The 22419-nt window shown below is 68.0% G+C and carries 29 protein-coding genes; all 29 read right to left on the bottom strand.

Annotated elements, in window-relative coordinates; genetic code table 11:
• Positions 1 to 41: 41 nt before the first annotated feature.
• The 29 genes from J2X21_RS09590 to J2X21_RS09450 all read right to left on the bottom strand — a co-directional run bounded on the left by J2X21_RS09590 (position 42) and on the right by J2X21_RS09450 (position 22413).
• On the bottom strand, positions 42 to 629 hold the full coding sequence (locus J2X21_RS09590) for a LolA family protein (RefSeq protein ID WP_310327769.1): 588 nt from the start codon (positions 627 to 629) through the stop codon (positions 42 to 44).
• Complete coding sequence (locus tag J2X21_RS09585) at positions 626 to 1042, bottom strand: acyl-CoA thioesterase (RefSeq protein WP_310327768.1); 417 nt, start codon at positions 1040 to 1042, stop codon at positions 626 to 628. The genes J2X21_RS09590 and J2X21_RS09585 overlap by 4 nt, the downstream gene beginning before the upstream one ends.
• A complete protein-coding gene (locus J2X21_RS09580; protein ID WP_404666525.1) occupies positions 1035 to 2561 on the bottom strand; it encodes an HAL/PAL/TAL family ammonia-lyase in 1527 nt (508 codons plus the stop codon). The genes J2X21_RS09585 and J2X21_RS09580 overlap by 8 nt, the downstream gene beginning before the upstream one ends.
• Positions 2542 to 3462 (bottom strand): LpxL/LpxP family acyltransferase, encoded by a 921-nt coding sequence (locus J2X21_RS09575; RefSeq protein WP_310327763.1) that lies wholly within the window; start codon positions 3460 to 3462, stop codon positions 2542 to 2544. Before J2X21_RS09575 ends, J2X21_RS09580 begins: the two co-directional genes overlap by 20 nt.
• On the bottom strand, positions 3459 to 4190 hold the full coding sequence (locus tag J2X21_RS09570) for a glycosyltransferase family 2 protein (RefSeq protein ID WP_310327760.1): 732 nt from the start codon (positions 4188 to 4190) through the stop codon (positions 3459 to 3461). Before J2X21_RS09570 ends, J2X21_RS09575 begins: the two co-directional genes overlap by 4 nt.
• On the bottom strand, positions 4187 to 5854 hold the full coding sequence (locus J2X21_RS09565; protein WP_310327757.1) for an ApeI family dehydratase: 1668 nt from the start codon (positions 5852 to 5854) through the stop codon (positions 4187 to 4189). The genes J2X21_RS09570 and J2X21_RS09565 overlap by 4 nt, the downstream gene beginning before the upstream one ends.
• Positions 5851 to 6408: a COG4648 family protein gene (locus J2X21_RS09560; protein ID WP_310327755.1), complete on the bottom strand. Its 558-nt coding sequence runs from the start codon at positions 6406 to 6408 to the stop codon at positions 5851 to 5853. The genes J2X21_RS09565 and J2X21_RS09560 overlap by 4 nt, the downstream gene beginning before the upstream one ends.
• Before the next feature lie 13 nt (positions 6409 to 6421).
• Complete coding sequence (locus tag J2X21_RS09555) at positions 6422 to 6706, bottom strand: acyl carrier protein (protein ID WP_310327751.1); 285 nt, start codon at positions 6704 to 6706, stop codon at positions 6422 to 6424.
• A 9-nt stretch (positions 6707 to 6715) separates the two neighbouring features.
• Positions 6716 to 6982 carry a phosphopantetheine-binding protein gene (locus J2X21_RS09550; RefSeq protein WP_310327748.1) on the bottom strand — a complete coding sequence of 89 codons (267 nt, stop codon included), beginning with the start codon at positions 6980 to 6982 and terminating at the stop codon, positions 6716 to 6718.
• Positions 6927 to 7784: a lysophospholipid acyltransferase family protein gene (locus J2X21_RS09545; RefSeq protein ID WP_310327747.1), complete on the bottom strand. Its 858-nt coding sequence runs from the start codon at positions 7782 to 7784 to the stop codon at positions 6927 to 6929. The genes J2X21_RS09550 and J2X21_RS09545 overlap by 56 nt, the downstream gene beginning before the upstream one ends.
• Entirely contained in the window at positions 7777 to 8502 is a 726-nt protein-coding gene (locus tag J2X21_RS09540; protein ID WP_310327745.1) for a beta-ketoacyl synthase chain length factor, read from the bottom strand. The genes J2X21_RS09545 and J2X21_RS09540 overlap by 8 nt, the downstream gene beginning before the upstream one ends.
• A 172-nt stretch (positions 8503 to 8674) precedes the next feature.
• Positions 8675 to 9091 carry a F0F1 ATP synthase subunit epsilon gene (locus J2X21_RS09535; RefSeq protein ID WP_310327742.1) on the bottom strand — a complete coding sequence of 139 codons (417 nt, stop codon included), beginning with the start codon at positions 9089 to 9091 and terminating at the stop codon, positions 8675 to 8677.
• 71 nt (positions 9092 to 9162) lie between these two features.
• Positions 9163 to 10587 (bottom strand): F0F1 ATP synthase subunit beta, encoded by a 1425-nt coding sequence (gene atpD / locus J2X21_RS09530; protein ID WP_310327740.1) that lies wholly within the window; start codon positions 10585 to 10587, stop codon positions 9163 to 9165.
• Positions 10588 to 10630: 43 nt separating this feature from the next.
• Positions 10631 to 11503, bottom strand: coding sequence for a F0F1 ATP synthase subunit gamma (gene atpG / locus J2X21_RS09525; protein ID WP_310327737.1), 873 nt, complete (start codon positions 11501 to 11503; stop codon positions 10631 to 10633).
• Positions 11504 to 11568: 65 nt separating this feature from the next.
• Positions 11569 to 13122: a F0F1 ATP synthase subunit alpha gene (gene atpA / locus J2X21_RS09520; protein ID WP_310327734.1), complete on the bottom strand. Its 1554-nt coding sequence runs from the start codon at positions 13120 to 13122 to the stop codon at positions 11569 to 11571.
• A 44-nt stretch (positions 13123 to 13166) separates the two neighbouring features.
• Complete coding sequence (locus tag J2X21_RS09515; RefSeq protein WP_310327732.1) at positions 13167 to 13712, bottom strand: F0F1 ATP synthase subunit delta; 546 nt, start codon at positions 13710 to 13712, stop codon at positions 13167 to 13169.
• Between the two features lie 2 nt (positions 13713 to 13714).
• Positions 13715 to 14185 carry a F0F1 ATP synthase subunit B gene (locus J2X21_RS09510; protein ID WP_268167016.1) on the bottom strand — a complete coding sequence of 157 codons (471 nt, stop codon included), beginning with the start codon at positions 14183 to 14185 and terminating at the stop codon, positions 13715 to 13717.
• A gap of 36 nt (positions 14186 to 14221) precedes the next feature.
• Positions 14222 to 14491 (bottom strand): F0F1 ATP synthase subunit C, encoded by a 270-nt coding sequence (gene atpE, locus J2X21_RS09505; protein ID WP_268167015.1) that lies wholly within the window; start codon positions 14489 to 14491, stop codon positions 14222 to 14224.
• A 55-nt stretch (positions 14492 to 14546) separates the two neighbouring features.
• Positions 14547 to 15416: a F0F1 ATP synthase subunit A gene (atpB, locus tag J2X21_RS09500; RefSeq protein WP_310327727.1), complete on the bottom strand. Its 870-nt coding sequence runs from the start codon at positions 15414 to 15416 to the stop codon at positions 14547 to 14549.
• A 12-nt stretch (positions 15417 to 15428) separates the two neighbouring features.
• Positions 15429 to 15932 (bottom strand): ATP synthase subunit I, encoded by a 504-nt coding sequence (locus J2X21_RS09495; RefSeq protein WP_310327724.1) that lies wholly within the window; start codon positions 15930 to 15932, stop codon positions 15429 to 15431.
• A 149-nt stretch (positions 15933 to 16081) separates the two neighbouring features.
• Positions 16082 to 16981, bottom strand: coding sequence for an SMP-30/gluconolactonase/LRE family protein (locus J2X21_RS09490; RefSeq protein WP_310327721.1), 900 nt, complete (start codon positions 16979 to 16981; stop codon positions 16082 to 16084).
• Positions 16982 to 16998: 17 nt separating this feature from the next.
• Entirely contained in the window at positions 16999 to 17514 is a 516-nt protein-coding gene (locus J2X21_RS09485) for a GNAT family N-acetyltransferase (protein ID WP_310327719.1), read from the bottom strand.
• A gap of 119 nt (positions 17515 to 17633) precedes the next feature.
• Entirely contained in the window at positions 17634 to 18356 is a 723-nt protein-coding gene (locus tag J2X21_RS09480) for an alanyl-tRNA editing protein (RefSeq protein WP_310327716.1), read from the bottom strand.
• Positions 18353 to 18931, bottom strand: a complete 579-nt coding sequence (locus tag J2X21_RS09475; RefSeq protein WP_310327714.1) for a VOC family protein — start codon at positions 18929 to 18931, stop codon at positions 18353 to 18355. Before J2X21_RS09475 ends, J2X21_RS09480 begins: the two co-directional genes overlap by 4 nt.
• Before the next feature lie 2 nt (positions 18932 to 18933).
• Positions 18934 to 19773, bottom strand: coding sequence for a PhzF family phenazine biosynthesis protein (locus J2X21_RS09470; protein WP_310327712.1), 840 nt, complete (start codon positions 19771 to 19773; stop codon positions 18934 to 18936).
• Positions 19770 to 20201 (bottom strand): GNAT family N-acetyltransferase, encoded by a 432-nt coding sequence (locus J2X21_RS09465; protein ID WP_310327711.1) that lies wholly within the window; start codon positions 20199 to 20201, stop codon positions 19770 to 19772. The genes J2X21_RS09470 and J2X21_RS09465 overlap by 4 nt, the downstream gene beginning before the upstream one ends.
• Positions 20201 to 21409, bottom strand: a complete 1209-nt coding sequence (locus J2X21_RS09460) for an aminotransferase-like domain-containing protein (RefSeq protein ID WP_310327709.1) — start codon at positions 21407 to 21409, stop codon at positions 20201 to 20203. The genes J2X21_RS09465 and J2X21_RS09460 overlap by 1 nt, the downstream gene beginning before the upstream one ends.
• A gap of 30 nt (positions 21410 to 21439) precedes the next feature.
• Positions 21440 to 22135 (bottom strand): aspartate/glutamate racemase family protein, encoded by a 696-nt coding sequence (locus J2X21_RS09455; RefSeq protein ID WP_310327707.1) that lies wholly within the window; start codon positions 22133 to 22135, stop codon positions 21440 to 21442.
• Entirely contained in the window at positions 22135 to 22413 is a 279-nt protein-coding gene (locus tag J2X21_RS09450; protein WP_310327703.1) for a DUF2917 domain-containing protein, read from the bottom strand. Before J2X21_RS09450 ends, J2X21_RS09455 begins: the two co-directional genes overlap by 1 nt.
• Positions 22414 to 22419: the final 6 nt, after the last annotated feature.

The following is a 22419-nucleotide window of genomic DNA, read 5'->3' as shown; positions in this document are numbered from 1 at the left end:
GAGCCACAGGCCCGCAAGGCGCCGAGTGACTAGCTCAAGATTCATTGGAACAGGCCCGGCTCCGGCACATCCGTGCGCGGGTTGGCGAGCTGGATGACGCTCTCATCGCCATTCGCCTCGAACAGCTGGATGCGGCGCACGAAGCCGTCGCCCTCCAGCTCCACGCGCCTGAGCACCTGCTGCAGCGCGCCGGGCTTGGGCACCAGGGCCAGCTGCCAGGTGGCGCGCTTGGTGCCGCCGCTCAGCTCGAACAGGTCGGCCAGGCTGCTGACGTCACCGTTCAGCAGCGAGAACATCAGCGTGTTGATGACGCGCACGGCGGGTTCGCGCGCGGCGTCCAGCCGCATTGCGGTCTGGCCGCCCTGCGTCGCGCGAATCTCGTTTTGCGTCAGTCGCAGCTCGCTGGCGAACGGCTTCACCGTGCGCCACAGCACGCCACGGCCGCGCGCGGCGACGAAGTTGCCGGTGGACACCAGCGGCTTGGCAAAGCCCGGCACCTTCTTCGTTTGCGTGAAGTCGCCGCGCAGCCACTCGGGCCGCTGCAGGCGCTCGCGCACGGCCTGGGCGAGGTCGGGCTGTGCCAGTGCCGGCAACGGCAACAAGCCCAGCAGCAGGGCGCGGCGCTTCATGCGGAGCTCACGCCGAGCTTTTGCCACAGCACCGACGGGCAGACGTACTCCATCTCGCGCGTCGCGATGTTCAGCGCGACCTGGATGGTGTGGGCCTTGTGGATGACCTTGGCCGTCACCGCGTCGCGAATGACGTACTCGACCTTGATGCGGTTCTCCCACTCGACGATCTCGGCACGCACGATGACGCGGCGGCCATAGGGCAGCATGTCCACATACTTAAGCCGCATGTCCACGATGGGCCAGGCGTAGCCCGACTCGCGCATCTGCGGGTAGTCGTAGTCGAAACGCGCCATCAGCGCATTGCGGGCCAGCTCCAGGTATTTGACGTAGTGTCCGTGCCAGACGATGTCCATCGGGTCCAGGTCATGGAAGGCCGGGCTGATCTCGATCTCGTGCCAGAGCTCAGGCATACAGGCTCCAGGCCTGTGCGCGGATGCCGTCGATCAGGCCGCGCAGCTCCTTGTCCAGCGCGCGGTCCTCGACGATCAGCGGCAGGCGCCCGGCCAGGTCGCCCTGCATCACCGCCAGCGCGGGCGTGAGGGCCAGCGGCGCAAGGCGCTCACGCAGGGCCAAGCCCTGGCGCGCGGCGATCAGCATTGCGGCGGCGACCTGCTCGGTGAGGTCCAGCACGCGCAGGCAATCGCGCGCGGCGATGGTGCCCATGCTGACCTTGTCCTGGTTGTGGCACTCGGTGCTGCGGCTAAACACCGAGGCCGGCATCGTCTGCTTCAAGGCCTCGGCCGTCCACGCGGACACGCTGATCTGCAGCGCCTTCAAGCCATGGTTGATGGGCGCGCGCTCGCCGCTGGCACCACTGAGGTTGGCCGGCAGGCCATGGTTGTAGCGGGCGTCCACCAGCAGCGCCAGCTGGCGGTCCAGCAGGTCGGCAATGTTGGCCACCGCCGTCTTCAGCGTGTCCATCGCCATCGCGATGTGGCCGCCGTAGAAATGGCCGCCGTGCAGCACGCGCTCCTCGACGGGGTCGATCAGCGGGTTGTCGTTGGCGCTGTTCAGCTCGTTCTCGATGAGCTGGCGCAACCAAGGCAGCGCGTCTTCCAGCACGCCGATGACGTGGGGCGCGCAGCGCAGCGAGTAGCGGTCCTGCAGGCGGTGATCGTTGCGCGACGGGACTTCGCTGGTCAGGTCGGCACGCAGACGCTCGGCCACGCGCTGCTGGCCGGCATGCGGCTTGGCCGCGAACAGCGTCGCATCGAAGTGATGGGCGTTGCCGGCGCTGGCGACGACGTTCATCGCGGTGATGCGCGTGGCGAGCTGGGCCAGATAGTCGGCACGCGCGAACGCCAGGCAGGCCAGGCCGGTCATCACGGCCGTACCGTTCATGATGGCCAGGCCTTCCTTGGGCCGCAGGCGCAGCGGCGCGGCGTCTGCTGCGCGCAAGGCTTCTGCCGCGGGCATCGTCTCGCCGTTGACGCTGACCTCGCGCTCGCCGCACAACACGGCGGCGAGATAGGACAACGGCGTCAGGTCGCCGCTGGCACCGACCGAGCCTTCGCTGGGGATCAACGGCAGGATGTCGTGGGCCAGCAGCGTCTCGATCTGGCGCAGCAGGTCCAGGCTGACACCCGACAGACCCTGGGACAGCGACGCCAACCGCACGCCCAGCACGGCGCGGGTCTGCTCCGGGGTCAGCAGCGCGCCGGCACCGATGCCGTGATAGGTATAGAGGTGGTGCGGCAACTCCGGCACCAGCGCCGGCGGCACGGCCACGGTGCAGGAATCGCCGTAGCCGGTGGTGACGCCGTAGACGACGCCATCCTCGGCCAGCAGCCGCGCGACGAAATCGGCGCCGGCCTGGATGCGCTGCTGGAACTCGGGCGCGCGGCCCAGTTGCGCCGTGGCCTGGCGGCGCGCCAGCGCGACGATGTCTTCGAGCGCTAGGCGCTGGCCGTCAAACGTGATGAGAGACATCGGGGCGGTCCCAGAAGGCATAGAAGTTGAACCAGTCATACGGCGAGCGCTGCAGTCGCGCGGCCAGCGCGTCGGCAAAGCGGCGCGCATGCTCGGTGAGCGCGGCCTCGCGCGCACGGCGCGGCAGCAGTACGCGCTCGGCCAGCAACTCGAACTCCAGCGCGTAGCCGCGGCCTTCGTGCAGGCTGAGCATCAGGTACAGCGGGCAGCCCAGCAGGCCTGCGATCAGGTAGGGGCCGACAGGAAAGTCCGCGTCGCTGCCGAGGAAGGGGATGCGCACCGTCTTGCTGCCACGCACCGGCACGCGGTCGCCCGCGATCGCGATGAACTCGCCGGCGGCCACGCGCTCGGCGAGCTTCAGCGTCAGGCCCATGTCCAGCTCGGTGACCTCGATCAGCTCCACGCCGCGCTGCGGCTTCAACCGCGCCAGGATGCGGTTGAAGCTCTCGGCATGCCGCGTGTGCACCAGCACGTTGACCTTCAGCTCCGGGTAGGTCTCGGCCAACGCCTGGCACAGCTCCAGGCAGCCCACGTGCGCGGTGACGAGCACGGCGCCCTGTCCGCGGCGGGCCTGCGCATGCACGGCCTCGGTGCCGCGCGCCTGCACCTGCGCCAACGGGTAGCGGCCGGCGATGGCCAACAGCTTGTCCAGCATGGTCTCGGCGAACAGCCGCACATGCATCAGGCCCTCGCGCCAGCCGGCCGTGGGCTGGATGCGGCGCAGATAGCCCAGGCTGTGCGCACGCAGCGTGGGCCGCGCCAGCCAGTAGAACCACACGATGGGCCACAGCAGCGCGCGGAACACGGCACGCCCCAGCAGACGATGCACGAAGAACAGCAACCAGATGCCGGCGACGAAGGTGTCCTCGCCCATCGCGGCCCAGTGACGCTCGCGCTTCATGCCAACACCTTGCGCCACAGCAGCAGGGGCGAGCGCCACAGCATGCCGAAAAACAGCCGCGTATGCATCGCCGAGATCAGCACGTTGTCGCGCAGCGCGCGGAAGTGCGACACGCCGTCTTCTGGGTAGCGCACGCGCGTGGGCAGGTTGACGACCTTCACGCCGGCCCACACCAGCCGCACGGCAATCTCGATGTCGAAGTCCATGCGGCGGCCGATGGACGTGCCGTCCAGCACGCGCAGCACGGCGAGCAGCGGGTAGATGCGGAAGCCGCACATCGAGTCACGCACGGTGAACGACAGTGTGTTGATCCACACCCAGATATGCGTGGCATAGCGGCCGTACAGCCGCGCCTTGGGCACGCTGGCGTCGTAGATCGGGCAGCCGCAGATGAAGTGTTCGGGCGCGGCTGTAGCGGCAGCGACGAAGGCCGGCACGTCACGCGTGTCGTGCTGGCCGTCGGCGTCGATCTGCAGCGTGTGCGTCCAGCCCAGTTGCGCCGCGCGGCGCAGGCCGGCTATCACGGCGCCGCCTTTGCCCTGGTTGACGGTCAAGCGCTCCAGCGTGACACCGGGTTGCTGCGCCAGCGTGTCCAGCACGGCCGCGCAGCCAGGCTCGCTGGCGTCGTCCACCAGCAGCACCGGCAGGCCGTGCGCGCGCAGCGCGGCAACGACGCCCACGACGGGACCGCCGTGGTTGTAGACCGGGATGACGGCGCCTAGCTTCATGCGGTAGTGAACAGCAGCTTGCCGCTGGCGTGCTGGCCCTGCTCGGAGTGGTAGCGAAAAGCCAGCTTGCCCGCCGCCCAGCTGAGGCTCAGCGTGACCCGCTGATGCGGCGTGATGACACGCTGGAACTTCAGCGCCTCCATGCCAGCGAACTCGCCGGTGATGCCGAAGCGCTCGCGGCCGAACAGCTCGGCCCATTCCAGCTGCACGACGCCGGCCAGGATGGGATGGCCGGGGAAGTGGCCGGCAAACTGCGGCAGCGCGGGGTCGATGAGCAGCGTCAGGTCGTGCCCCGCATCCGTGGCGTCCACGGCGCGCAGCGGCGGTCGGCGTGGGTCGAATTCGGCCGCCAGGCGCGCCTGCGTGGCCTTGCCCTGGGCGTTGACGGGCAGCCCGGGCAGGAAGCGGAAACGCCGTGGCAGCGCGACGCGTTCCAGCACGTCGGCCAAGCCGGCTCGCAGCGCTTCGGCCAGCGCACGCTTGCCTTGCTCATCGTGCAAAGCCCACCCGGCGGCACTGGGCACGGCAACGACGCCCAGTTGCTCGCGCGGCTCGGTCATCGTCAGCAGACGCACATCAGCGATCAGTGGCGACGCGCGCAGCGCGGCCTCCACGGCGGTCAGCGACACGCGCTTCTCGGCGATCTTGACGATGCGGTCCGCCCGGCCGCGCAGTTCAAAGCCGCCCTCGACCGCCGCTGCGCGATCCGCGCTGGGCTGCCAGCCGGCATCCATCAGATGCGGCGAGCGCAGCCACAGCGTGTCGTCCTCAATGCGCCATTCGACATCCGGCAAGGCCTGCCAGTGCAGGGCCGCGCGGGGGTTGCGCTGGCGCCAGGCCACGCCGCCGGTCTCGCTGCTGCCGTACACCTCGATGGGCGCCTGACCGAACACGCGCAGGCAATCGGGAACGGCGGCGTCGGGCAGTGGCGCGCCGGAGCTGAAGACCTGGTCCACGTTGGCGTGCGCCAGCAGCGGCAGGCGACTCAGGTGCGCAGGGCTGGCGATCAGCACGGCGCGCGCGCCCGGCGGTGTCAGACCGGCCAGGTCTTCCAGCACGACCAGGCATTGTGCCTGCAGCGCACGGCCCGTGGCCAGCGGCCACAGCACGCGGAACAGCAGGCCGTAGACATGCTGGTGCGACACGCTGCCCAGCACGGCCGCACCTGCGCTGGCGGCACCGAAGGCCTGTTCCAGCGCAGTGATCTCGTCGAAGAGCTGGCCCAGCCGCTTGGGGCAGGTCTGCGGTTGGCCCGTCGAGCCGGACGTGAAGACGACCAGCTGCGGCGCGCTGGCATCCAGCGGCTGGCCGGCCGCTGCAGGCAGCGCCGCGGCCTCGACGGCCGGCAGCTCCGCAGGGGGCGGCACATCGCCCGCAAAACCGTCAACACGCGAGCGCAGCGCCTGCCGGCTGGCCGGCGTCAGATCCCCCGGCAACCAGGCCTGCTTGCCCGACTGCCACAGGCCGAACAGCGCGGCGGCGAAGTGCAGGCTGTCCTGGAAGTACAGCGCGAAGCGTTGGCCGCCGTGCGCGGCAAAAGCGGCCTGCCAGCGGCCCGCGGCTTCGATGAACTCGGCGCCCGACACCGGCACGTCGCGCCGCCAGCCGATGACGGCGGGCGGAGGCAACGTCAGCAGCGCGGCCAGGCGCTGAGCCGGCGTCATGCCGCGGCCTCGCGCGCGTACTTGGCGCGCAGCGCGCGGCGCAGCAGCCATTCGCCGCCCATCAGCAGGCCGATCAGCACGTAGGCGATGAGTCCGTTGTAGAGCGCCCAGACTTCTTCGGTGGCCCACAGCGCCGTGGCCAACGCCAAGCTGCCGTTCAGCACGAAAAAGCCGCACCACACCTGTGTGACGCTGCGGGTGTAGGCCAGCGCGCGGTCGTCCAGCACGGGGTCCTGAAGGCGCGCCAGGCGCTCGGCGATGTTGGGTCCGCGCACCAGGCTGAGGCCGAACACCACCAGCAGCACGGCGTTCACGAGAGCCGGGTAGAGCTTGAGCGGCAGGCTGGCGTTCAGCAGCGCCGTGCTGGCGGCGAGCGCCAGGGCGGCCAGTGCCACCCAGCGCGCCTGTACGACCTGCGCACCGCCCGCCAGCCAGCGCAGACCACCCAGCACCAGCAACAGCAGTGCGAGGTAACGGGGCTCGACATGCCCCAGGCTGAAGTAGACGATCAGCGGATACGCGGCCGTCAGGGCCAGCACCAAGGCCCAGCGCATAGCAGGCCTCGTGTCAGGCGGCGGTCGCCGCCGGCTGGTCGCCGACTTCGGCATCGGCCTTCAGCAGCCCCTGCAGCGCGTCAATGACGTCCTGCACGGTGCGAACGGCCTTGAAGGCTTCGGGCTGAAGGCGCTTGCCCACCAATGGCTTCAGCTTCACGATGAGATCGACGGCATCGATGCTGTCGATATCGAGGTCGTCATAGAGCTTGGCCTGTAGCGAGATGCGCTCGGCCTCGATGTCGAAGGTCTCGACGAGGATGCTGCTGAGGCGATCAAAGATTTCTTGGTCGGTCATGGCGGCACCTCACGCAGCGATCTTGCGATGGCTGGCAACGAATTGCGCCAGCGCTCGGATGCTGGCGAAGTGGCGGCGCGTCTCGGCCGAGTCGGCGGCCATGCTCAGGCCGTAGCGCTTCTGCAGCGCCAGCCCCAACTCCAGCGCGTCGATGGAGTCCAGCCCCAGTCCCTCGACGAACAGGGCCTGCTCTGCATCAATGTCTTCGGGCTTGATGTCTTCAAGTTGGAGTGCCGAGATCAGCAGTTCCTTGATTTCTCGTTCCAGCGCTTGCATGGCTCCCCTTCAACTTCTCGGTCGACGCCCGCATGGGCTGTGAAAAAAACTGGCTCAGACTCTCCGTCAGCCGCCGGGCCGCGCGGCCATGTTCACCACCGGCCGCGACCAGCACGGGCGCGGAGGGTAGGTCGTCGCCGACCTCAATGGTGAAGCACAGCTTGCGCTTGGCGACGGCCCACCACGGCTGCCCTTTGTACAGACCGAGCGGCTCGCAATGGATACGCACCGGCGTGATGTCGAGGCCACCGCGCAGCGCAATCTGCGCCGCACCGCGCTGGATCTTCAGAGCCTGCCCGGGCCGCGACCGCGTGCCCTCGGGAAAGATGATCAGGTTGCTGCCCGCCGCCAACGCATCAATGCAGCCGCGCAGCAGATCGGTGTCGGGATTGTTGCAGATGTAGCCAGTTGCACGCACAGGACCTCGCGTACACGGGTGATCGGCGAGCGTCGACTTGACCACGCAACTGGCGTTGGGCACCAGCCCGATCAGGAAGGCCACGTCGATCAGCGTCGGATGGTTGGCCAGGATCAGCAGGCCGCGACGCTGCAATTTCTCGACGCCACGGACTTCGTAGTCGATCAGCCCCAGCAGACGCATCCAGCCAACGAACAGGCGGAACACTGCCTGCACGACCGTGCGTGCAGCCCACTGGCGGCGCGCCGGATCGGGCAGCAGCAGCGCTTGCAGCGGGAACACCACTAGCCACAGCAACACGCCGCCAACGCCGAACGACACAAACGCGATCGCGGTGGCCACGATGCGCCACACGCGGCCGGGCCACGCAAGCCAATCAGCCATGGCGGCTCCACAGCCAGTCGCCCTGCGGGCTGGACTGGCGCCATTGCGCAGACGATCCAGCCAGGAAGCGCAGCGTGGCCAGATCGGCGGGCAGATGCTCGTCTTGCGGATCACCGGACGGCATGGAGGCCTGCAACCGCAATCCGCAATCGGCAGGCTCCAGCAGGGCGGCCCAGGCGCGCAGCGAGCCGGGGCGCGACTCGAAGGCCTCGTAGGGTTCGGGCAACGCAGACTCCACGGACACCACCAACACCTGCGACGCCCCATCGGCCAGCAGACCGATGGCTTCACAGATGCCGGCTGCCGCACTGGCACCGCCCGCCGACACGGCCGCGTAGTTGGCCGTGTCGTCTCTCGCGATGGAGTACAGGGCGCTGCTGGCGTTATGCACGGACAGGCTGAATGACGTCGGTGACAGGGGCTCGCCCTGGCTGAGTTGGCGCAGCAACGCAACCGAGCGGGCGACCTCACCCCAGCGCGACGCGAACACCACCGGCCCGGTCGGCTCGGCGCCCTGCGCCCACCACGCCACCTGCAGCGCGGCGCGGCCCAGCGGGTCAATGCGCCGCCGCGTCATCGCCGGCACCTCAACCAGCGGCGCCGTCGCGTCCGCGGCAGGCAAGGGCCAGACGGGTGCCTGCAGCCAGCCCGCCCAGGCTTCCTGGGTCTGCAGACCAGGCGCCCAGGCGGCCCAGCGGCGAACTCGGAAGTCGGTCATGGATCAGGTGGCGCCGTACGTTCTAGGGATGGCGGAATTATCGGCAGCCGGGCTGCTTGGCATATAGAGAGCAAGCCCGAAAGCAACGTCGCCGTGAATGTGAAAAAGCACCGCACAAATGCAGAGCGCGGCCCGAAGGCCGCGCTCGATGAAGGCGTCAGTACCGCGCCGCTTACTTCTTGCTGTTGAACTTGCGCAGCGCAGCAATCTGAGCAGCGAGGCCCATCAGTTCGTTCTGGATCGCAGCCTGGTCGAGCTTGTCCTTGGCGTTGCGCAGCGCCTCTTCGGCCTGCTTCTTCGCTTCCAGGGCCTTGGCCTCGTCGAGGTCCTTGCCGCGGATGGCGGTGTCGGCCAGCACGGTCACGCGATTGGGCTGCACCTCGAGGATGCCGCCGGCCACGAAGACGAATTCTTCGCCGCCATCGGCGCGCTCGATGCGCACGGCGCCCGGCTTGATGCGCGTGATCAGCGGCGTGTGCTGCGGCAGGATGCCGAGCTCGCCGGACTCGCCCGGCAGGGCGACGAACTTGGCCTCGCCGGAGAAGATCTGTTCTTCGGCGGAGACCACGTCGACGTGGAGGGTTGCCATGTTCGTTCTTCCTTAGATAACCATTGAGAAGGTCTTGCGAGAGAAGGGGCGAGCAAGCCGCCCCATCAAGCTCACTGGATCTTCTTGGCTTTCTCGAAAGCTTCGTCGATGGTGCCGACCATGTAGAAGGCCTGCTCCGGCAGGTGGTCGCACTCGCCGTTGACGATCATCTTGAAGCCGCGGATGGTTTCCTTCAGCGGCACGTACTTGCCCGGCGTGCCCGTGAACACTTCGGCGACGTGGAAGGGCTGCGACAGGAAGCGCTGGATCTTGCGGGCGCGAGCCACGGCCAGCTTGTCTTCCGGCGACAGTTCGTCCATGCCCAGAATCGCGATGATGTCGCGCAGTTCCTTGTAGCGCTGCAGCACGGCCTGGACGGCGCGGGTGGTGCCGTAGTGCTCTTCGCCGACGACGTTGGGGTCGATCTGGCGGCTGGTGGAGTCCAGCGGGTCGACGGCGGGGTAGATACCCAGCGCGGCGATGTCACGCGACAGCACGACCGTGGCGTCCAAGTGGGCGAAGGTCGTGGCAGGCGACGGGTCAGTCAGGTCGTCCGCAGGGACGTAGACGGCCTGGATGGACGTGATCGAGCCGACCTTGGTCGACGTGATGCGCTCTTGCAGGCGGCCCATTTCTTCGGCCAGCGTCGGCTGGTAGCCCACGGCGGAGGGCATGCGGCCCAGCAGTGCGGACACTTCGGTACCGGCCAGCGTGTAGCGGTAGATGTTGTCCACGAAGAACAGCACGTCACGGCCTTCGTCGCGGAACGACTCGGCGATGGTCAGGCCGGTCAGGGCCACGCGCAGACGGTTGCCCGGGGGCTCGTTCATCTGGCCGTAGACCATGGCGACCTTGGAGTCTTCGAGCTTCTCTTGCACGACGACGCCGGAGTCCGACATCTCGTGATAGAAGTCGTTGCCCTCACGGGTGCGCTCACCCACGCCGGCGAACACGGACAGACCGCTGTGCGCCTTGGCGATGTTGTTGATGAGCTCCATCATGTTCACGGTCTTGCCGACGCCGGCGCCACCGAACAGACCCACCTTGCCGCCCTTGGCGAACGGGCAGATCAGGTCGATCACCTTGATGCCGGTTTCCAGCAGGTCCTGCGACGGGCTCAGCTCGTCGTAGGCCGGGGCCGTGCGGTGGATGGAAGCGGTCAGCTCGGAGGACACCGGGCCGCGCTCGTCGATGGGATTGCCCAGCACGTCCATGATGCGGCCGAGGGTGGCCTTGCCGACCGGCACCTGGATGGTGGCACCGGTGTTGTAGACCTCGGTGCCGCGGCGCAGGCCGTCGGACGAACCCAGCGCAATGGTGCGGACCACGCCGTCGCCCAGCTGCTGCTGGACTTCCAGCGTCAGCGCCGAGCCTTCCATCTTCAGGGCGTCGTACACCTTGGGCATCTGGTCGCGCGGGAATTCCACGTCCACGACGGCGCCGATGCACTGAACGATCTTGCCCAGACTCTTACCGTTCTCTTGGGTGTTAGCCATTTGGTAGTTCCTTCAATTCAAATCTTGTGCGTGCCGAACTCGATCAACCCACAGCGGCCGCGCCGCTGACGATCTCGGAGAGTTCCTTCGTGATCGCGGCCTGGCGGGACTTGTTGTAGACCAGCTTGAGTTCCTTGATCAGGTTGCCGGCGTTGTCGGTCGCGGACTTCATGGCCACCATGCGGGCGGACTGCTCGCTGGCCATGTTCTCGGCGACGGCCTGGTAGACCTGGGCCTCGGTGTAGCGCACCAGCAGCTCGTCGATGACGGTGGCGGCGTCCGGCTCGTAGATGTAGTCCCACGAGTGGCTTGCCTTGTCGGTCGCCAGCGCCTCGGCCTTCAGCGGCAGCAGTTGGTGGATGACCACTTCCTGCTTCATCGTGTTGATGAACTTCGTGTAGGCCAGGTAGACGGCCGACAGCTTGCCTTCGGCGTACGCGTCCAGCAGCACCTTGACGGGGCCGATCAGCGACTCGATGCGCGGCGCATCGCCCAGCTGCGTGGCATGAGCCACGACCTTGGCGCCGATGCGGTTCATGAAGCCGAAGCCCTTGCCGCCGATGGCGACGACTTCGGCCTTCTGGCCCTCACCTTCCAGCTCCTTGAGCTTGTTGGTGGCGGCGCGCAGCAGGTTGGTGTTCAGACCACCGCACAGGCCCTTGTCCGTCGTGACCACGACCATGCCGGCCGTCTTCACGCCCTCGTTCTTGACGAGGAAGGGATGACGGTACTCCGGATTGGCCTCGGCCAGCGCGGCGGCGATGTTGCCGACCTTCTCGGCGTAGGGCCTGGCCGCGCGCATCCGCTCCTGCGCCTTGCGCATCTTGGATGCGGCGACCATTTCCATCGCCTTGGTGATCTTCTTGGTGTTTTCGACCGACTTGATCTTGCCGCGGATTTCTTTGCTTGATGGCATTGATGCTCCTTAGAGTCAGTGGGGGTCAGGGCTTGTCGCGATGATCAAAGCCCTGGCCCGCCTGATCAAGCAAACGACTTCTTGAAGGCCGTGATGGCGGCGTTCAGTTCGGCTTCCGCGTCCTTGTCCATCGCCTGCTTGGTCTCCAGGGTCTGGAGCAGCGCGGCGTGGCTGGTCTTCAGGAACTGGTGCAGACCGTGTTCGAAGGCCAGGACCTTCTTCACTTCGATGCTGTCCATGAAGCCCTTGTTGGCGGCGTACAGCGACGCGCCCATCAGCGAGATGGACAGCGGCGAGTACTGGGCCTGCTTCAGCAGTTCCGTCACGCGGGCACCGCGGTCCAGCTGCTTGCGGGTGGCTTCGTCCAGGTCGGAAGCGAACTGCGCGAACGCGGCCAGCTCACGGTACTGGGCCAGGTCGGTACGGATACCGCCGGACAGCGACTTGATCAGCTTGGTCTGGGCGGCACCACCGACGCGCGACACCGAGATACCGGCGTTGATGGCGGGGCGGATACCGGCGTTGAACAGGTTGGTTTCCAGGAAGATCTGGCCGTCGGTGATCGAGATCACGTTGGTCGGCACGAAGGCGGAAACGTCACCGGCTTGCGTTTCGATGATGGGCAGTGCCGTCAGCGAACCCGTCTTGCCCTTGACCTCACCCTTGGTGAAGGCTTCGACGTAGTCGGCGTTCACGCGGGCGGCACGCTCCAGCAGGCGGCTGTGGAGATAGAACACGTCGCCGGGGAAGGCTTCGCGGCCCGGCGGGCGGCGCAGCAGCAGCGAGACCTGGCGGTAGGCCACGGCCTGCTTGGACAGGTCGTCATAGACGATCAGCGCGTCTTGGCCGCGGTCGCGGAAGTACTCGCCCATCGTGCAGCCCGAGTAGGCCGACACGTACTGCATGGCGGCGGAGTCGGAGGCGGAAGCGGCTACGACGATGGTGTATTCCATCGCGCCAGCCTGCTCCAGGGCACGCACCACGTTCTTGATCGACGACGCCTTCTGGCCGATGGCGACGTAGACGCAGGTCATGTTCTGACCCTTCTGGTTGATGATCGCGTCGATGGCGACGGCGGTCTTACCAGTCTGGCGGTCGCCAATGATCAGCTCGCGCTGGCCACGGCCGACGGGCACCATGGAGTCGATGGACTTCAGGCCGGTCTGCACGGGCTGGTCGACCGACTTGCGGGCGATCACGCCCGGGGCGACCTTCTCGATGACGTCGGTCATCTTGGCGTTGATCGGGCCCTTGCCGTCGATGGGCTGGCCCAGCGCGTTCACGACACGGCCGATCAGCTCGGGGCCGACCGGCACTTCCAGGATGCGGCCCGTGCACTTGACGGTCTGGCCTTCCGAGACGTGCTCGTAGGCGCCCAGAATCACGGCGCCGACAGAGTCGCGCTCCAGGTTCAGCGCGAGGCCGAAGGTCTGGGTGCCGTCCGGGGCGGCCGCGAATTCGAGCATTTCGCCCTGCATCACGTCCGACAGGCCGTGGACACGGACGATGCCGTCCGAGACCGACACGACGGTGCCCTGGTTGCGGATGTCCGCGCTCGGGGCCAGGCCCTCGATGCGGCTCTTGATCAATTCAGAAATTTCTGCAGGGTTCAGTTGCATGTCGGTCTCCCACCCTGGCGCCAAGGCATCAGGGGGTTGGATGTTTAGGCAATCAGCGCGGTCTTCATGCGCTCCAGGCGGGCGCGCACGGAGGTGTCGAGCACTTCGTCGCCGACGGTGGCGCGCACGCCGCCGATCAGCGCCGGGTCGACGCTCACGCTCAACGTCAGCTTGCGGCCGAAGCGCTTTTGCAGCACCTCGGTCAGCTCGGCCAGTTGAGCCGCGTCGAGCGGATAAGCACTCTCGACCTGCGCTTCCGAGACGCCCAGGGCGCCGGCAGCCAGCGTGTGGAACTGCGCGACCGCAGCCGGCAGGGCTTCGAGCCGGCGGTTCTCGACCACCGTCTGCAGGAAGTTGCGCACGCCGGGCAGCAGCGCCTGGCCCAGCTCCTTCTCGGCAACCTCGGCAGCCACGCCGACGACCTGGTCGGGGGCGACCTTGGGGTCTTCGGCGAACTGGCGCAGCGCGGCGTCACCCGCCACGGTGGCCAGGGCGTCGAGCTGAGCGCGCCAGGCGGTCAGATCGGCGTTGCGGGCAACCTGGAACAGCGCCTCGGCGTAGGGGCGGGCGATGGTGGCGAGTTCTGCCATGGTCAGAGCTCCTGCTTCAGACGCGCCAACAGGTCGGCGTGGACGCCGGCGTTGACTTCCTTGTGCAGGATGGCCTCGGCGCCCTTCACGGCCAGCACGGCGACCTGCTCGCGCAGGGCCTCGCGGGCACGCACGACCTGCTGGTCGGCTTCGGCCTTGGCCTGGGCAATGATCTTGGCTGCCTCGTCCTCGGCGCGCTTCTTGGCCTCCTCGACGATGGCCGCGGCGCGCTTCTCAGCGTCGCCCAGCAGCTTGGTCGATTCGGTGCGCGTCTGCGCCAGCTGGGCCTCGACCGCCTTGTTGGCAGAAGCCAGCTCGGTCTTGGCACGATCAGCGGCGGCCAGGCCGTCGGCGATCTTTGCTGCACGCTCGTCCAGCGCCTTGGCGATGACGGGCCAGATGAACTGAGCCGTCACCCATGCCAGGATCGCAAACGGGATCCACTGGATCCACAGTGTTGCGTTGATGTTCACGGCTTATCTCCTTTCAAGCCTGAAAGGGGCCGGTGATTACTTCGGCAGGTTGGCCAGCAGGGTCGCGGCGAACGGGTTGGCGAAGGCGAACAGCAGAGCGATAGCGACGCCGATCAGGAAGGCCGCGTCGATCAGGCCGGCCAGGATGAACATCTTGGTCTGCAGTTGGTTCATCAGTTCGGGCTGACGAGCCGAGGACTCCAGGAACTTGCCGCCCATCAGCGCGATGCCGATGGAAGCGCCGATGGCGCCGAGGCCCACGATGATGCCGCAAGCCAGTGCAACCAGACCGAGGATGTCGTTCATTTGAATCTCCAGAGACAGTGAGGGAAAAAGGAAAGGGAAAAGAAAAAACCGGGGATCAGTGGTGGTCGTGCGCCTGACCGATGTAGATCAGCGTCAGCATCATGAAGATGAAGGCTTGGAGCACGATCACCAAGATGTGGAACAGCGTCCAGATCGTGCCGGCAACCACGTGGCCGAAGGCCAGGCTCCAGCCCGAGACGCTCATCGCGAACGCACCACCCATCAGTGCGATCAGCATGAAGACCAGTTCGCCGGCAAACATGTTGCCGAATAGCCGCATGCCGTGGGACACGGTCTTGGCCAGGAACTCGATCATCTGCATCAGGAAATTGAACGGCCACAGCGCCCAGTGGTCGCCGAACGGTGCGGCGATCAGCTCGTGGCCCCAGCCGCCCAGCCCCTTGATCTTGACGCTGTAGTACAGGCACATCAGCAGCACGAAGGTGGACATGCCCAGCGTGGTGGACAGGTCGGCCGTCGGCACGACGCGCAAATAGTCCTTGAAGCCCAGGGCCGGACCGGCGGTGTGCCAGATCTGCGGCAGGAAGTCGACCGGCAGCATGTCCATGAAATTCATCAGGAAGATCCAGACGAACACGGTCAGGGCCAGCGGGCCGACGAAGGCGCGGCTCTTGGGGTTGTCGATGACGCTCTTGGCCTGGTTGTCGACCATCTCAAACAGGATCTCGACGGCGGCCTGGAAGCGGCCCGGCACGCCGGAGGTGGCCTTGCGCACGCCCAGCCACAGCAGGAACACGCCCAGGAAGCCCAGCAGCGTGGCCGTGACCAGCGAGTCAAAGTTGTAGAGGCTGAAGTCGACGATGTCCTTCTGCTTCACGCTCTCGAACGCGAAGTTCTTCTGCAGATGTTGCAGATGGTGGGTGATGTACTCACCGGCGCTGGGCGCGTGCTGTTCGCTGCTCATCGTCTTCGTGACTCAATTTGTTCTTCGAACGGCCCGGCTCAACCACCACCAGGCCCCCAGATGTACCTTCAGGCACGCGATCAGCGCCACCAGCAAGGCCGGCCAGCTCAGATCCCGCACCAGCCACGCCGCCGCCACCAGGATGACGACCGCGAGGCCTACTTTGATCAGTTCCCACACAAGGAACGACAGGAACGCCGCCTGAGCCTGGACAGCCGGGCGACGCAGACCCCAGGCCATGACGGCATGGGGCAACACCACCGCAGCCGCGCCCCAGACCGTGGAGCGCACCTGCTGCGCGGGCGCGGAGCCGAAAAGCCACCACACCAGCGCCAACAAGCCACCGACCGCCGCCTGGAGGGCCACCACCCGCCAGAGCGAGAAGGGCTTTTCACGCGCCACCAAGGCTTGCACCTGCTGGGCGGTCCAGAGCGGCACAGGCTCCGAGTCGGGCGCTTCGTCGTCCCAGCTGTCAACAGGAGGATCGGCAGGACGGACCTTGGTAGTGGCAGTCATGTCGGCGTTGACGGGACGTTGGAGCGCCGACCCAAATGCCGGCCGGCAAAACCACGGGAGTATATGTGGAAACCCGTACGTTCCCAAAACACACCCCACAGACGACGCCATCCACCCGCGTCCACGGGGGGCGTCGCAGCGCGACAGCTTTACAGCCGGCAGCGGTTGGCGGGCAGGCCCGGCACGTCCACTCTGAGCGTCAGCACGGCGCCAGCCCACGGCTCCTGGGCCAGCTCATCGGCCGGGCGCTTGTCGCTGGCCGTCGTGATGAACAGCGTGCGCCGGTCGGCGCCGCCGAAGGCCGGCATCGTGGGGCAGCGCACCGGCAGCGCGATGCCTTCCAGCAATTCGCCGCTGGGCGCATAACGCAGCAGTCGCTTGCCTTCGAACATGGCCACCCAGTAGGCGCCGGATTCGTCCACGGCCGCGCCATCGGGGCGGCCGCCGTAGGTCGACAAGGGTTGATCGGCGGCGCGCGGCGTGAAGCGCGCGAACTCCTGGGCATCGCCCAGCCTGCCCGCAGCCACATCAAAGGCATGGCGCCAGACCGTGTGCGCCTTGGTGTCGCTGCGGTAGATCCAGCGGCCGTCCGGGCTCCAGGCCAGGCCGTTGGACGTCACGATGCCGCCCAGCTGAGCCTGCGCACCGGAGGCGTCGACGCGGTACAGCGACGCCTCCGGCTCGCGCGCGTCGCTGAGCGCACCGATCCAGAAGCGGCCGGCCGCGTCGGGCTTGCCGTCGTTGTAGCGCTGGCGGGCAGGGTCATAGGGCGGCGCGGCCAGCCGCTGCATCTGCCCATCAGCCGTGTCCAAGGCCCACAGGCCGTCGCGGCGCGCCACCACCAGGCCGCCGCCTTCGCGCGCGGCGATGCAGGCGGGTTCGGAGTCCTGCGCAAAGACGTCGGGCGCATCGGCGCCGGCACGCCAGCGCAGCACCTGCTTGCCAGGAATGTCGACGCAGTAGAACTGCTGTTCGTCGGGATGCCAGAGCGGGGATTCGCCCAGCAGGCAGCGATGGGGGCCGAGAGCTTGGATGTCGTAGGAAACCATCCAGGCACTCTAGGCCGTTATCCGAAGTAACTGGGACGGAAGGAGCCCAATTCGGCCTTCAGGTAGTGCGCACCGGGTATCGGGTTGAAGTAGAACGGCGGCACTTCGACGAAGCCCAGGCTTTCATACAGGCCACGCGCCGCCTCCATATCGTCCAGCGTGTCCAGCAGCATGCTGGAGTAGCCCGCCTCGGTGGCGCGATCCATCAGCGCCTGCGCCAGCAGCCGGCCCAGGCCGAAACGGCGGAAGGCGGGGCGCACGTAGAGGCGCTTCATTTCGCAGGCATTGGGGTAGTCGGCATCGGGCAGCGGGCGGAATGCGCCACTGCCGGCAACGGCGCCATCCACGGTGGCCAGCAGCATCAGGCCGCCCGGCTGCTCATAGGCGCCGGGCAGGCTGGCCAGTTCCTCTTCAAAGCCCTGGAAGCACAGGTCCACGTCCAGGCTGTTCGCGTAGTCGCGCAGGATGAAGCGGGTCTCCTGCCAGTGCTCGGAAGTTGCGGGCGTGAAGAGCTGTATATCGGGGCCGGACATAGACGACGCAGTGTAGCCAGCGAGGTCAGCCGGCAAATCCCAAGACTGCACGTCTAGTCTTGGCACTCTTCTTGGTGATCACCCACGTCCGCTGCGCGCACATGAGTGCTCCCCAGAAATCAGCTCCGACCCGCGGCCGGCTCGGCAAAGCCGAGCACGACCCTGCGGGTCTTGGCTGATTTCTTCTCGATCTTGGTGATCAAGACGGCACCGATTTCCACTGTGTTGGAGACGTGCGTGCCCCCGCAAGGCTGCAGATCCACGCCATCAATCTCCAGCACCCGCACCCGCCCCAAACCACGCGGAGGCTGCACGCTCATCGAGCGCACCAGGCCCGGATTCGCATCCAGTTCTTCCTCGGTGATCCAGCGATGCCCGACCGGATGCGCCTCGGCCACCAATCGCGTCAGCCCGGCCTGGATGGCGTCCTTGTCGAAGGGCTCGTCGGTGTGGAAGTCCAGCCGCGCATAGGCCTCGGTGATGGAGCAGCCGTCGACCGGATAGGGCAGCAGCGCGCACAGCAGATGCGTGGCCGTGTGAAAGCGCCGGTGGGCCTGGCGACGCTGCGCGTCGACTTCCACGCGCACCGCCGTCCCAAGGGCAGGCAATTCGCCTTCGATCAGATGGACGATGGCCTCCGGGTGTTCCTTGCTCTTGCGCGTGTCGGTCACGCGCCAGCGCCGTTCGCCGGCCACCAGCCAGCCGGTGTCGCCGGCCTGTCCGCCGCCCAGCGGGTAGCAGACGGTGCGGTCCAGCAGCACGCCACCCTCGCCTTGCGCGATGACGGTGGCGTCGCAGTCCAGCAGCGTCGCGTCCTCGCGGAACAAGTCCTCGGTCCTCATCCGATCACCTCCAGTTCGACCTCGCCGCGCGGCGTCTGCAGCCGGGCGCGCAGGCCGTCGCGCGTGTCGAAGTCCAGCAGTTGCACGGCCTGGTCGGGCAGCGTGTCGGTCGGGTGCGCGTCACCCCATTCGATCAGCACCGGCAAGGCCTCGCGGCGCAGACGGCGGCCGTCGGCGCGCAGCGCGATGCGCCAGCGCAGGTTGCCGCGCGACGCCGCGGTCGCCTCGCCGGCATCCACGCCCTCGCCGCGCCAGTACGCCAGCGCGGCGTCGAGATTCGGCACGCGCGCCACCCAATGGATCAGCCCCGGCCCTTGAGCCAGCCGCTCACGCAGCGCCGGCAAATCTAGATCGAACCAGCGCGGCCGGCCGGGCAGCGGCGCATTGGGGTCGATGGCAATGACTTCCAGATAGCAGCGGGGATGGCGCGGCCCGCTGATGTTGACGAGCCGGTTGTGCGTACCCATCAGCGCATGCTTGCCGCCCGGCTGCGGCGTCACGCCGAGCACGCACTCGCACCAGGCGACGCCTTCGTCCAGCGTTGCGGCGCCGACCACCAGGTGGTCCAGCTCCATGCTCACAGCTTGACCTGCCCGTGGATCAACGGCGTCACATCGCCACCGATCCAGGTCGCCTCGCCATCGCGCACGACATGCACGCGGCCCGCGCGACCCAGCGCCGCGCCCTGGGCTGCCACATAGCGGTCGCCCGCCAGGCCGGCCTCCTGCAGCCACAGCGCCAGCCCGGCATTCAGGCTGCCGGTGACGGGGTCCTCGGGGATGCCCAGGTCCGGCACAAAGGCACGCACCTCGAACTGGCATTCGCCGCCCGCTGGATGCGCGCCGACGACGCCCAGCTTCAGCCCCTGCATCGCGACGAAGTCCGGTTGCAGCGCCAGCACGCTGGCCGCGTCGGGCAGGCGTGCGGCCATCCAGCCGGGACCGTTGTCGCACCAGACCAGGTCCAGCAGCGCCTCGGGCGCGATGCGCAGCGACGCGATGACCTGCGCCCGCTCGGCCGCGCCGACCGGTCCGCTGCGCTTCAGCGGCGGCGCGGCAAAGGCCAGCCGCGCGCCGTCGCGCTTCACGCGCACCAGCCCGATGGCGCATTGCTGCACGACCTCGCCGGGCTTCTTCACGTCGCCGCCACTGGCCAGGAAGGCATGCGCACTGCCCAGCGTCGGGTGGCCCGCGAACGGCAGTTCGCCGCCGGGCGTGAAGATGCGCACGCGGTAGTCCGCCGCGGGGTCGGTGGGCGGCAGCAGGAAGGTGGTCTCGGACAGATTGGTCCAGCGCGCGAACGCGGCCATCTCGTCGTCGGACAGGCCCGCGCCGTCGATGACGACGGCCAGCGCATTGCCCTTCAGCGGCTGCGCGGTGAACACATCGACCTGGGCAAAGCGGCGCAATTGAGTCATGGTTGCTTCAAATAAAGACCGGGTTTGACGATTTCCATGCCGCGATCCGGCGTGGCCAGCGGCGTGAAGCCGCGCGGCGCGTACAGCGATTGCGCGTCCTTGGTGAACAGCATGAAGCGGCGCAGGCCTTGCAGGTCGGCATGCTCCATCAGCGTCTGCACCATCCACGTCGCGAGGCCGCGGCCGCGGTGCGCGTCCAGCACATAGACGTCGCACAGATAGGCAAAGGTCGTGCGGTCGGTGACCACACGCGCGAAGCCCACCTGCCCTGCCCCATCGGCCAGCAGCGCGATGCACAGCGAATGTTCAATCGCGCGCTGCACCGTCGCCAGCGGAATGCCTTCGCACCAGTAGGCGCCGCGCAGGAAGGCATGGGCCGCGCCCGCGTCGATGTCCGCGGGCGCGAAGCTGAGGCGGTAGCCCTCCATCAGGGCGCGTGCTCCATCGCGGGCTCCAGCGCCTCGTGCAGCAGCCGGCCCAGCTTCTCCACGCCTTCATGGATGAGGTCTGGCGTCAGCGTGACGAAGGAGAGGCGCAGCGCGCGCGGGTCGGGCTGGTGCGCGTAGAAGGCGGCGCCGGGCACATAGGCCACGCCGGCATCCACCGCGCGCGGCAGCAGCGCCATCGCGTCCAGGCCCGCGGGCAGGCGGATCCAGAAGAACATGCCGCCCTGCGGCGACTGCCACTCGCAGCCGGCCGGCAGGTGCTTGCGCAGCGCGTCGGCCATCGCGTCGCGGTTGGCCTTGTAGCGCGCGCGGATGGACGGCACATGGCTGTCCAGGAAACCGTCCTTCACGACCTCGTGCACCACGCGCTGGTTGAAGCCGGGCGTGTGCAGGTCGGCGGCCTGCTTGGCCTGCAGCAGCTTCGGGTACAGCTCGCTCGGTGCGATGACGTAGCCCAGGCGGAAGCCCGGCGTCAGCACCTTGGAGAACGAGCCCATGTACAGCGAGCCCTCGGGCCACAGGCTGGACATCGAGGCCGGCGGCGGCTCGTCGAACCACAGGTCGCCGTAGGGGTTGTCCTCGACGATGGGCACGCCGGCGCGCCGCGAGGCCTCGACGACCTCGGCGCGGCGCTGGGCGCCCATCACGCGGCCGGTGGGGTTCTGGTAGTTGGGCAGCAGATAGCTGAAGCGCGTGCCCGGCGCATCGTGCGGCAGCGCCGCGATGGCCTCGGGGCGCGGGCCCTGCTCGTCGCTGGCCAGGCTGGCGAACAGCGGCTCGAACGGCGTGAAGGCCTGCAGAGCGCCCAGATAGGTGGGCGTCTCGACGGCCACCGGCGCACCGGCATCGCACAGGATCTTGCCCACCAGGTCCAGCCCCTGCTGCGAGCCGCTGGTGACCAGCACCTGGTCGGGCGAAACCTTCATGCCCAGTGAAGCGACCCGCGCGGCCACCCATTCGCGCAGCGGCGCATAGCCCTCGCTGGACGCGTACTGCAGCGCCTCGCGCGGCGTGTTAGTCAGCACGCGGTCGCAGGCGGCCTTGATGGCGTCGACCGGAAAGGTGTCCGCGCTGGGCAGGCCGCCGGCCATGGACAGGATGCCAGGCTTCTCGGTGACCTTGAGGATCTCGCGAATGATGGACGGGTTCATGCGCGCGGCACGCCGCGCCTGGGTCCAGACGGTGGTCATGGTTGTCTCGGAAAAGAATTCTTGAAGCGATCAGCCTAGCATCCAGTGGACCGCGGCACGGGCCTGCAAGTCGGTGGAGTCGAACAGCGGCAGCGCGGCGGGAGAGCCCGCCGGCAGCAGCAGACCCAGCTCCGTGCAGCCCAGGATGACGGCCTGCGCCCCCCGATCGGCCAGCGCAGCGACCTGCGCGCGCAGCAGTTCGCGCGACGCCGGCTCGAAGCGGCCGCGGCACAGCTCCTCGTAGATGACACGGTGCACGGCGGCGCGACCCGCCTCGTCGGGCACGATGGCCTCGATGCCGAAGCGCTCCCACAGGCGGTCGCGGTAGAAGCCCTGCTCCATCGTGAAGCGCGTGGCCAGCAGACCGGCGCGCTTCACGCCGGCGGCGCGCAAGGCCTCGGCGGTCGCGTCGACGATGTGCAGCACCGGCAGGCCGGCCGCGCGCTCCACGTCGGCGGCGACCTTGTGCATGGTGTTCGTCGCGATCAGCAGCGCCTCGGCGCCGGCGCGGCGCAGGCCCATGGCGGCCTCGCCCAGCACGCGCGCGGCCTCGGCCCAGTCACCCTCCGCCTGCATCGCCGCGATGGGCGCGAAGTCCACGCTGTGCAGCACCAGCTGCGCGCTGTGCAGGCCGCCCAGCCGCGCGGCGACGCCGCGGTTCAACAGCGCGTACAGATGCTGGGTGGACTCCCAGCTCATGCCGCCCAGCACGCCCAGCGTCTTCATCAGGCGGCCGCCAGCGTGGGGCGCCGCACGGGCGCGGACCAGCGGCTCGGCGCCGGCTGCAGCAGCTGGAAGGCCGCCGTGGGCCAGCCCTCCACGACGGCCTCGCGGCCAGCCGCCAGCGTCAGGCCTTCGCCGGCACTGATCCAGTGGTCGTCGCTGCCGCCGGTCAACGTCACCCACAGCAACCCGTGCGTCACCTGCAGCCGGCGCGGCGCGCGGGTCGCGGCCAGCGTGAGCGCCTGCCCGGCTCCCAGCCGCGTCGTGAATCCATCGTCCATGATCTG

Source organism: Roseateles asaccharophilus (genome assembly GCF_031458115.1).
GTDB lineage: Bacteria > Pseudomonadota > Gammaproteobacteria > Burkholderiales > Burkholderiaceae_C > Pelomonas > Pelomonas asaccharophilus_A.
This window is presented reverse-complemented; position numbering and strand designations above follow the sequence as displayed.

Bases quoted from the DNA above. Each gene is read 5' to 3' on its own strand.
- J2X21_RS09540 (WP_310327745.1), bottom strand. From the start codon at position 8,502: ATGACCGACTTCCGAGTTCGCCGCTGGGCCGCCTGGGCGCCTGGTCTG.
- J2X21_RS09570 (WP_310327760.1), bottom strand. From the start codon at position 4,190: ATGAAGCTAGGCGCCGTCATCCCGGTCTACAACCACGGCGGTCCCGTC.
- atpD (WP_310327740.1), bottom strand. From the start codon at position 10,587: ATGGCTAACACCCAAGAGAACGGTAAGAGTCTGGGCAAGATCGTTCAG.
- J2X21_RS09470 (WP_310327712.1), bottom strand. From the start codon at position 19,773: ATGACTCAATTGCGCCGCTTTGCCCAGGTCGATGTGTTCACCGCGCAG.
- J2X21_RS09590 (WP_310327769.1), bottom strand. From the start codon at position 629: ATGAAGCGCCGCGCCCTGCTGCTGGGCTTGTTGCCGTTGCCGGCACTG.
- J2X21_RS09460 (WP_310327709.1), bottom strand. From the start codon at position 21,409: ATGACCACCGTCTGGACCCAGGCGCGGCGTGCCGCGCGCATGAACCCG.
- J2X21_RS09465 (WP_310327711.1), bottom strand. From the start codon at position 20,201: ATGGAGGGCTACCGCCTCAGCTTCGCGCCCGCGGACATCGACGCGGGC.
- J2X21_RS09450 (WP_310327703.1), bottom strand. From the start codon at position 22,413: ATGGACGATGGATTCACGACGCGGCTGGGAGCCGGGCAGGCGCTCACG.
- J2X21_RS09455 (WP_310327707.1), bottom strand. From the start codon at position 22,135: ATGAAGACGCTGGGCGTGCTGGGCGGCATGAGCTGGGAGTCCACCCAG.
- J2X21_RS09495 (WP_310327724.1), bottom strand. From the start codon at position 15,932: ATGACTGCCACTACCAAGGTCCGTCCTGCCGATCCTCCTGTTGACAGC.
- J2X21_RS09565 (WP_310327757.1), bottom strand. From the start codon at position 5,854: ATGACGCCGGCTCAGCGCCTGGCCGCGCTGCTGACGTTGCCTCCGCCC.
- J2X21_RS09560 (WP_310327755.1), bottom strand. From the start codon at position 6,408: ATGCGCTGGGCCTTGGTGCTGGCCCTGACGGCCGCGTATCCGCTGATC.
- J2X21_RS09580 (WP_404666525.1), bottom strand. From the start codon at position 2,561: ATGTCTCTCATCACGTTTGACGGCCAGCGCCTAGCGCTCGAAGACATC.
- J2X21_RS09515 (WP_310327732.1), bottom strand. From the start codon at position 13,712: ATGGCAGAACTCGCCACCATCGCCCGCCCCTACGCCGAGGCGCTGTTC.
- J2X21_RS09475 (WP_310327714.1), bottom strand. From the start codon at position 18,931: ATGGAGCTGGACCACCTGGTGGTCGGCGCCGCAACGCTGGACGAAGGC.
- J2X21_RS09535 (WP_310327742.1), bottom strand. From the start codon at position 9,091: ATGGCAACCCTCCACGTCGACGTGGTCTCCGCCGAAGAACAGATCTTC.
- J2X21_RS09575 (WP_310327763.1), bottom strand. From the start codon at position 3,462: ATGAAGCGCGAGCGTCACTGGGCCGCGATGGGCGAGGACACCTTCGTC.
- J2X21_RS09585 (WP_310327768.1), bottom strand. From the start codon at position 1,042: ATGCCTGAGCTCTGGCACGAGATCGAGATCAGCCCGGCCTTCCATGAC.
- atpE (WP_268167015.1), bottom strand. From the start codon at position 14,491: ATGAACGACATCCTCGGTCTGGTTGCACTGGCTTGCGGCATCATCGTG.
- atpA (WP_310327734.1), bottom strand. From the start codon at position 13,122: ATGCAACTGAACCCTGCAGAAATTTCTGAATTGATCAAGAGCCGCATC.
- atpB (WP_310327727.1), bottom strand. From the start codon at position 15,416: ATGAGCAGCGAACAGCACGCGCCCAGCGCCGGTGAGTACATCACCCAC.
- J2X21_RS09545 (WP_310327747.1), bottom strand. From the start codon at position 7,784: ATGGCTGATTGGCTTGCGTGGCCCGGCCGCGTGTGGCGCATCGTGGCC.
- J2X21_RS09485 (WP_310327719.1), bottom strand. From the start codon at position 17,514: ATGTCCGGCCCCGATATACAGCTCTTCACGCCCGCAACTTCCGAGCAC.
- atpG (WP_310327737.1), bottom strand. From the start codon at position 11,503: ATGCCATCAAGCAAAGAAATCCGCGGCAAGATCAAGTCGGTCGAAAAC.
- J2X21_RS09490 (WP_310327721.1), bottom strand. From the start codon at position 16,981: ATGGTTTCCTACGACATCCAAGCTCTCGGCCCCCATCGCTGCCTGCTG.
- J2X21_RS09555 (WP_310327751.1), bottom strand. From the start codon at position 6,706: ATGACCGACCAAGAAATCTTTGATCGCCTCAGCAGCATCCTCGTCGAG.
- J2X21_RS09480 (WP_310327716.1), bottom strand. From the start codon at position 18,356: ATGAGGACCGAGGACTTGTTCCGCGAGGACGCGACGCTGCTGGACTGC.
- J2X21_RS09550 (WP_310327748.1), bottom strand. From the start codon at position 6,982: ATGCAAGCGCTGGAACGAGAAATCAAGGAACTGCTGATCTCGGCACTC.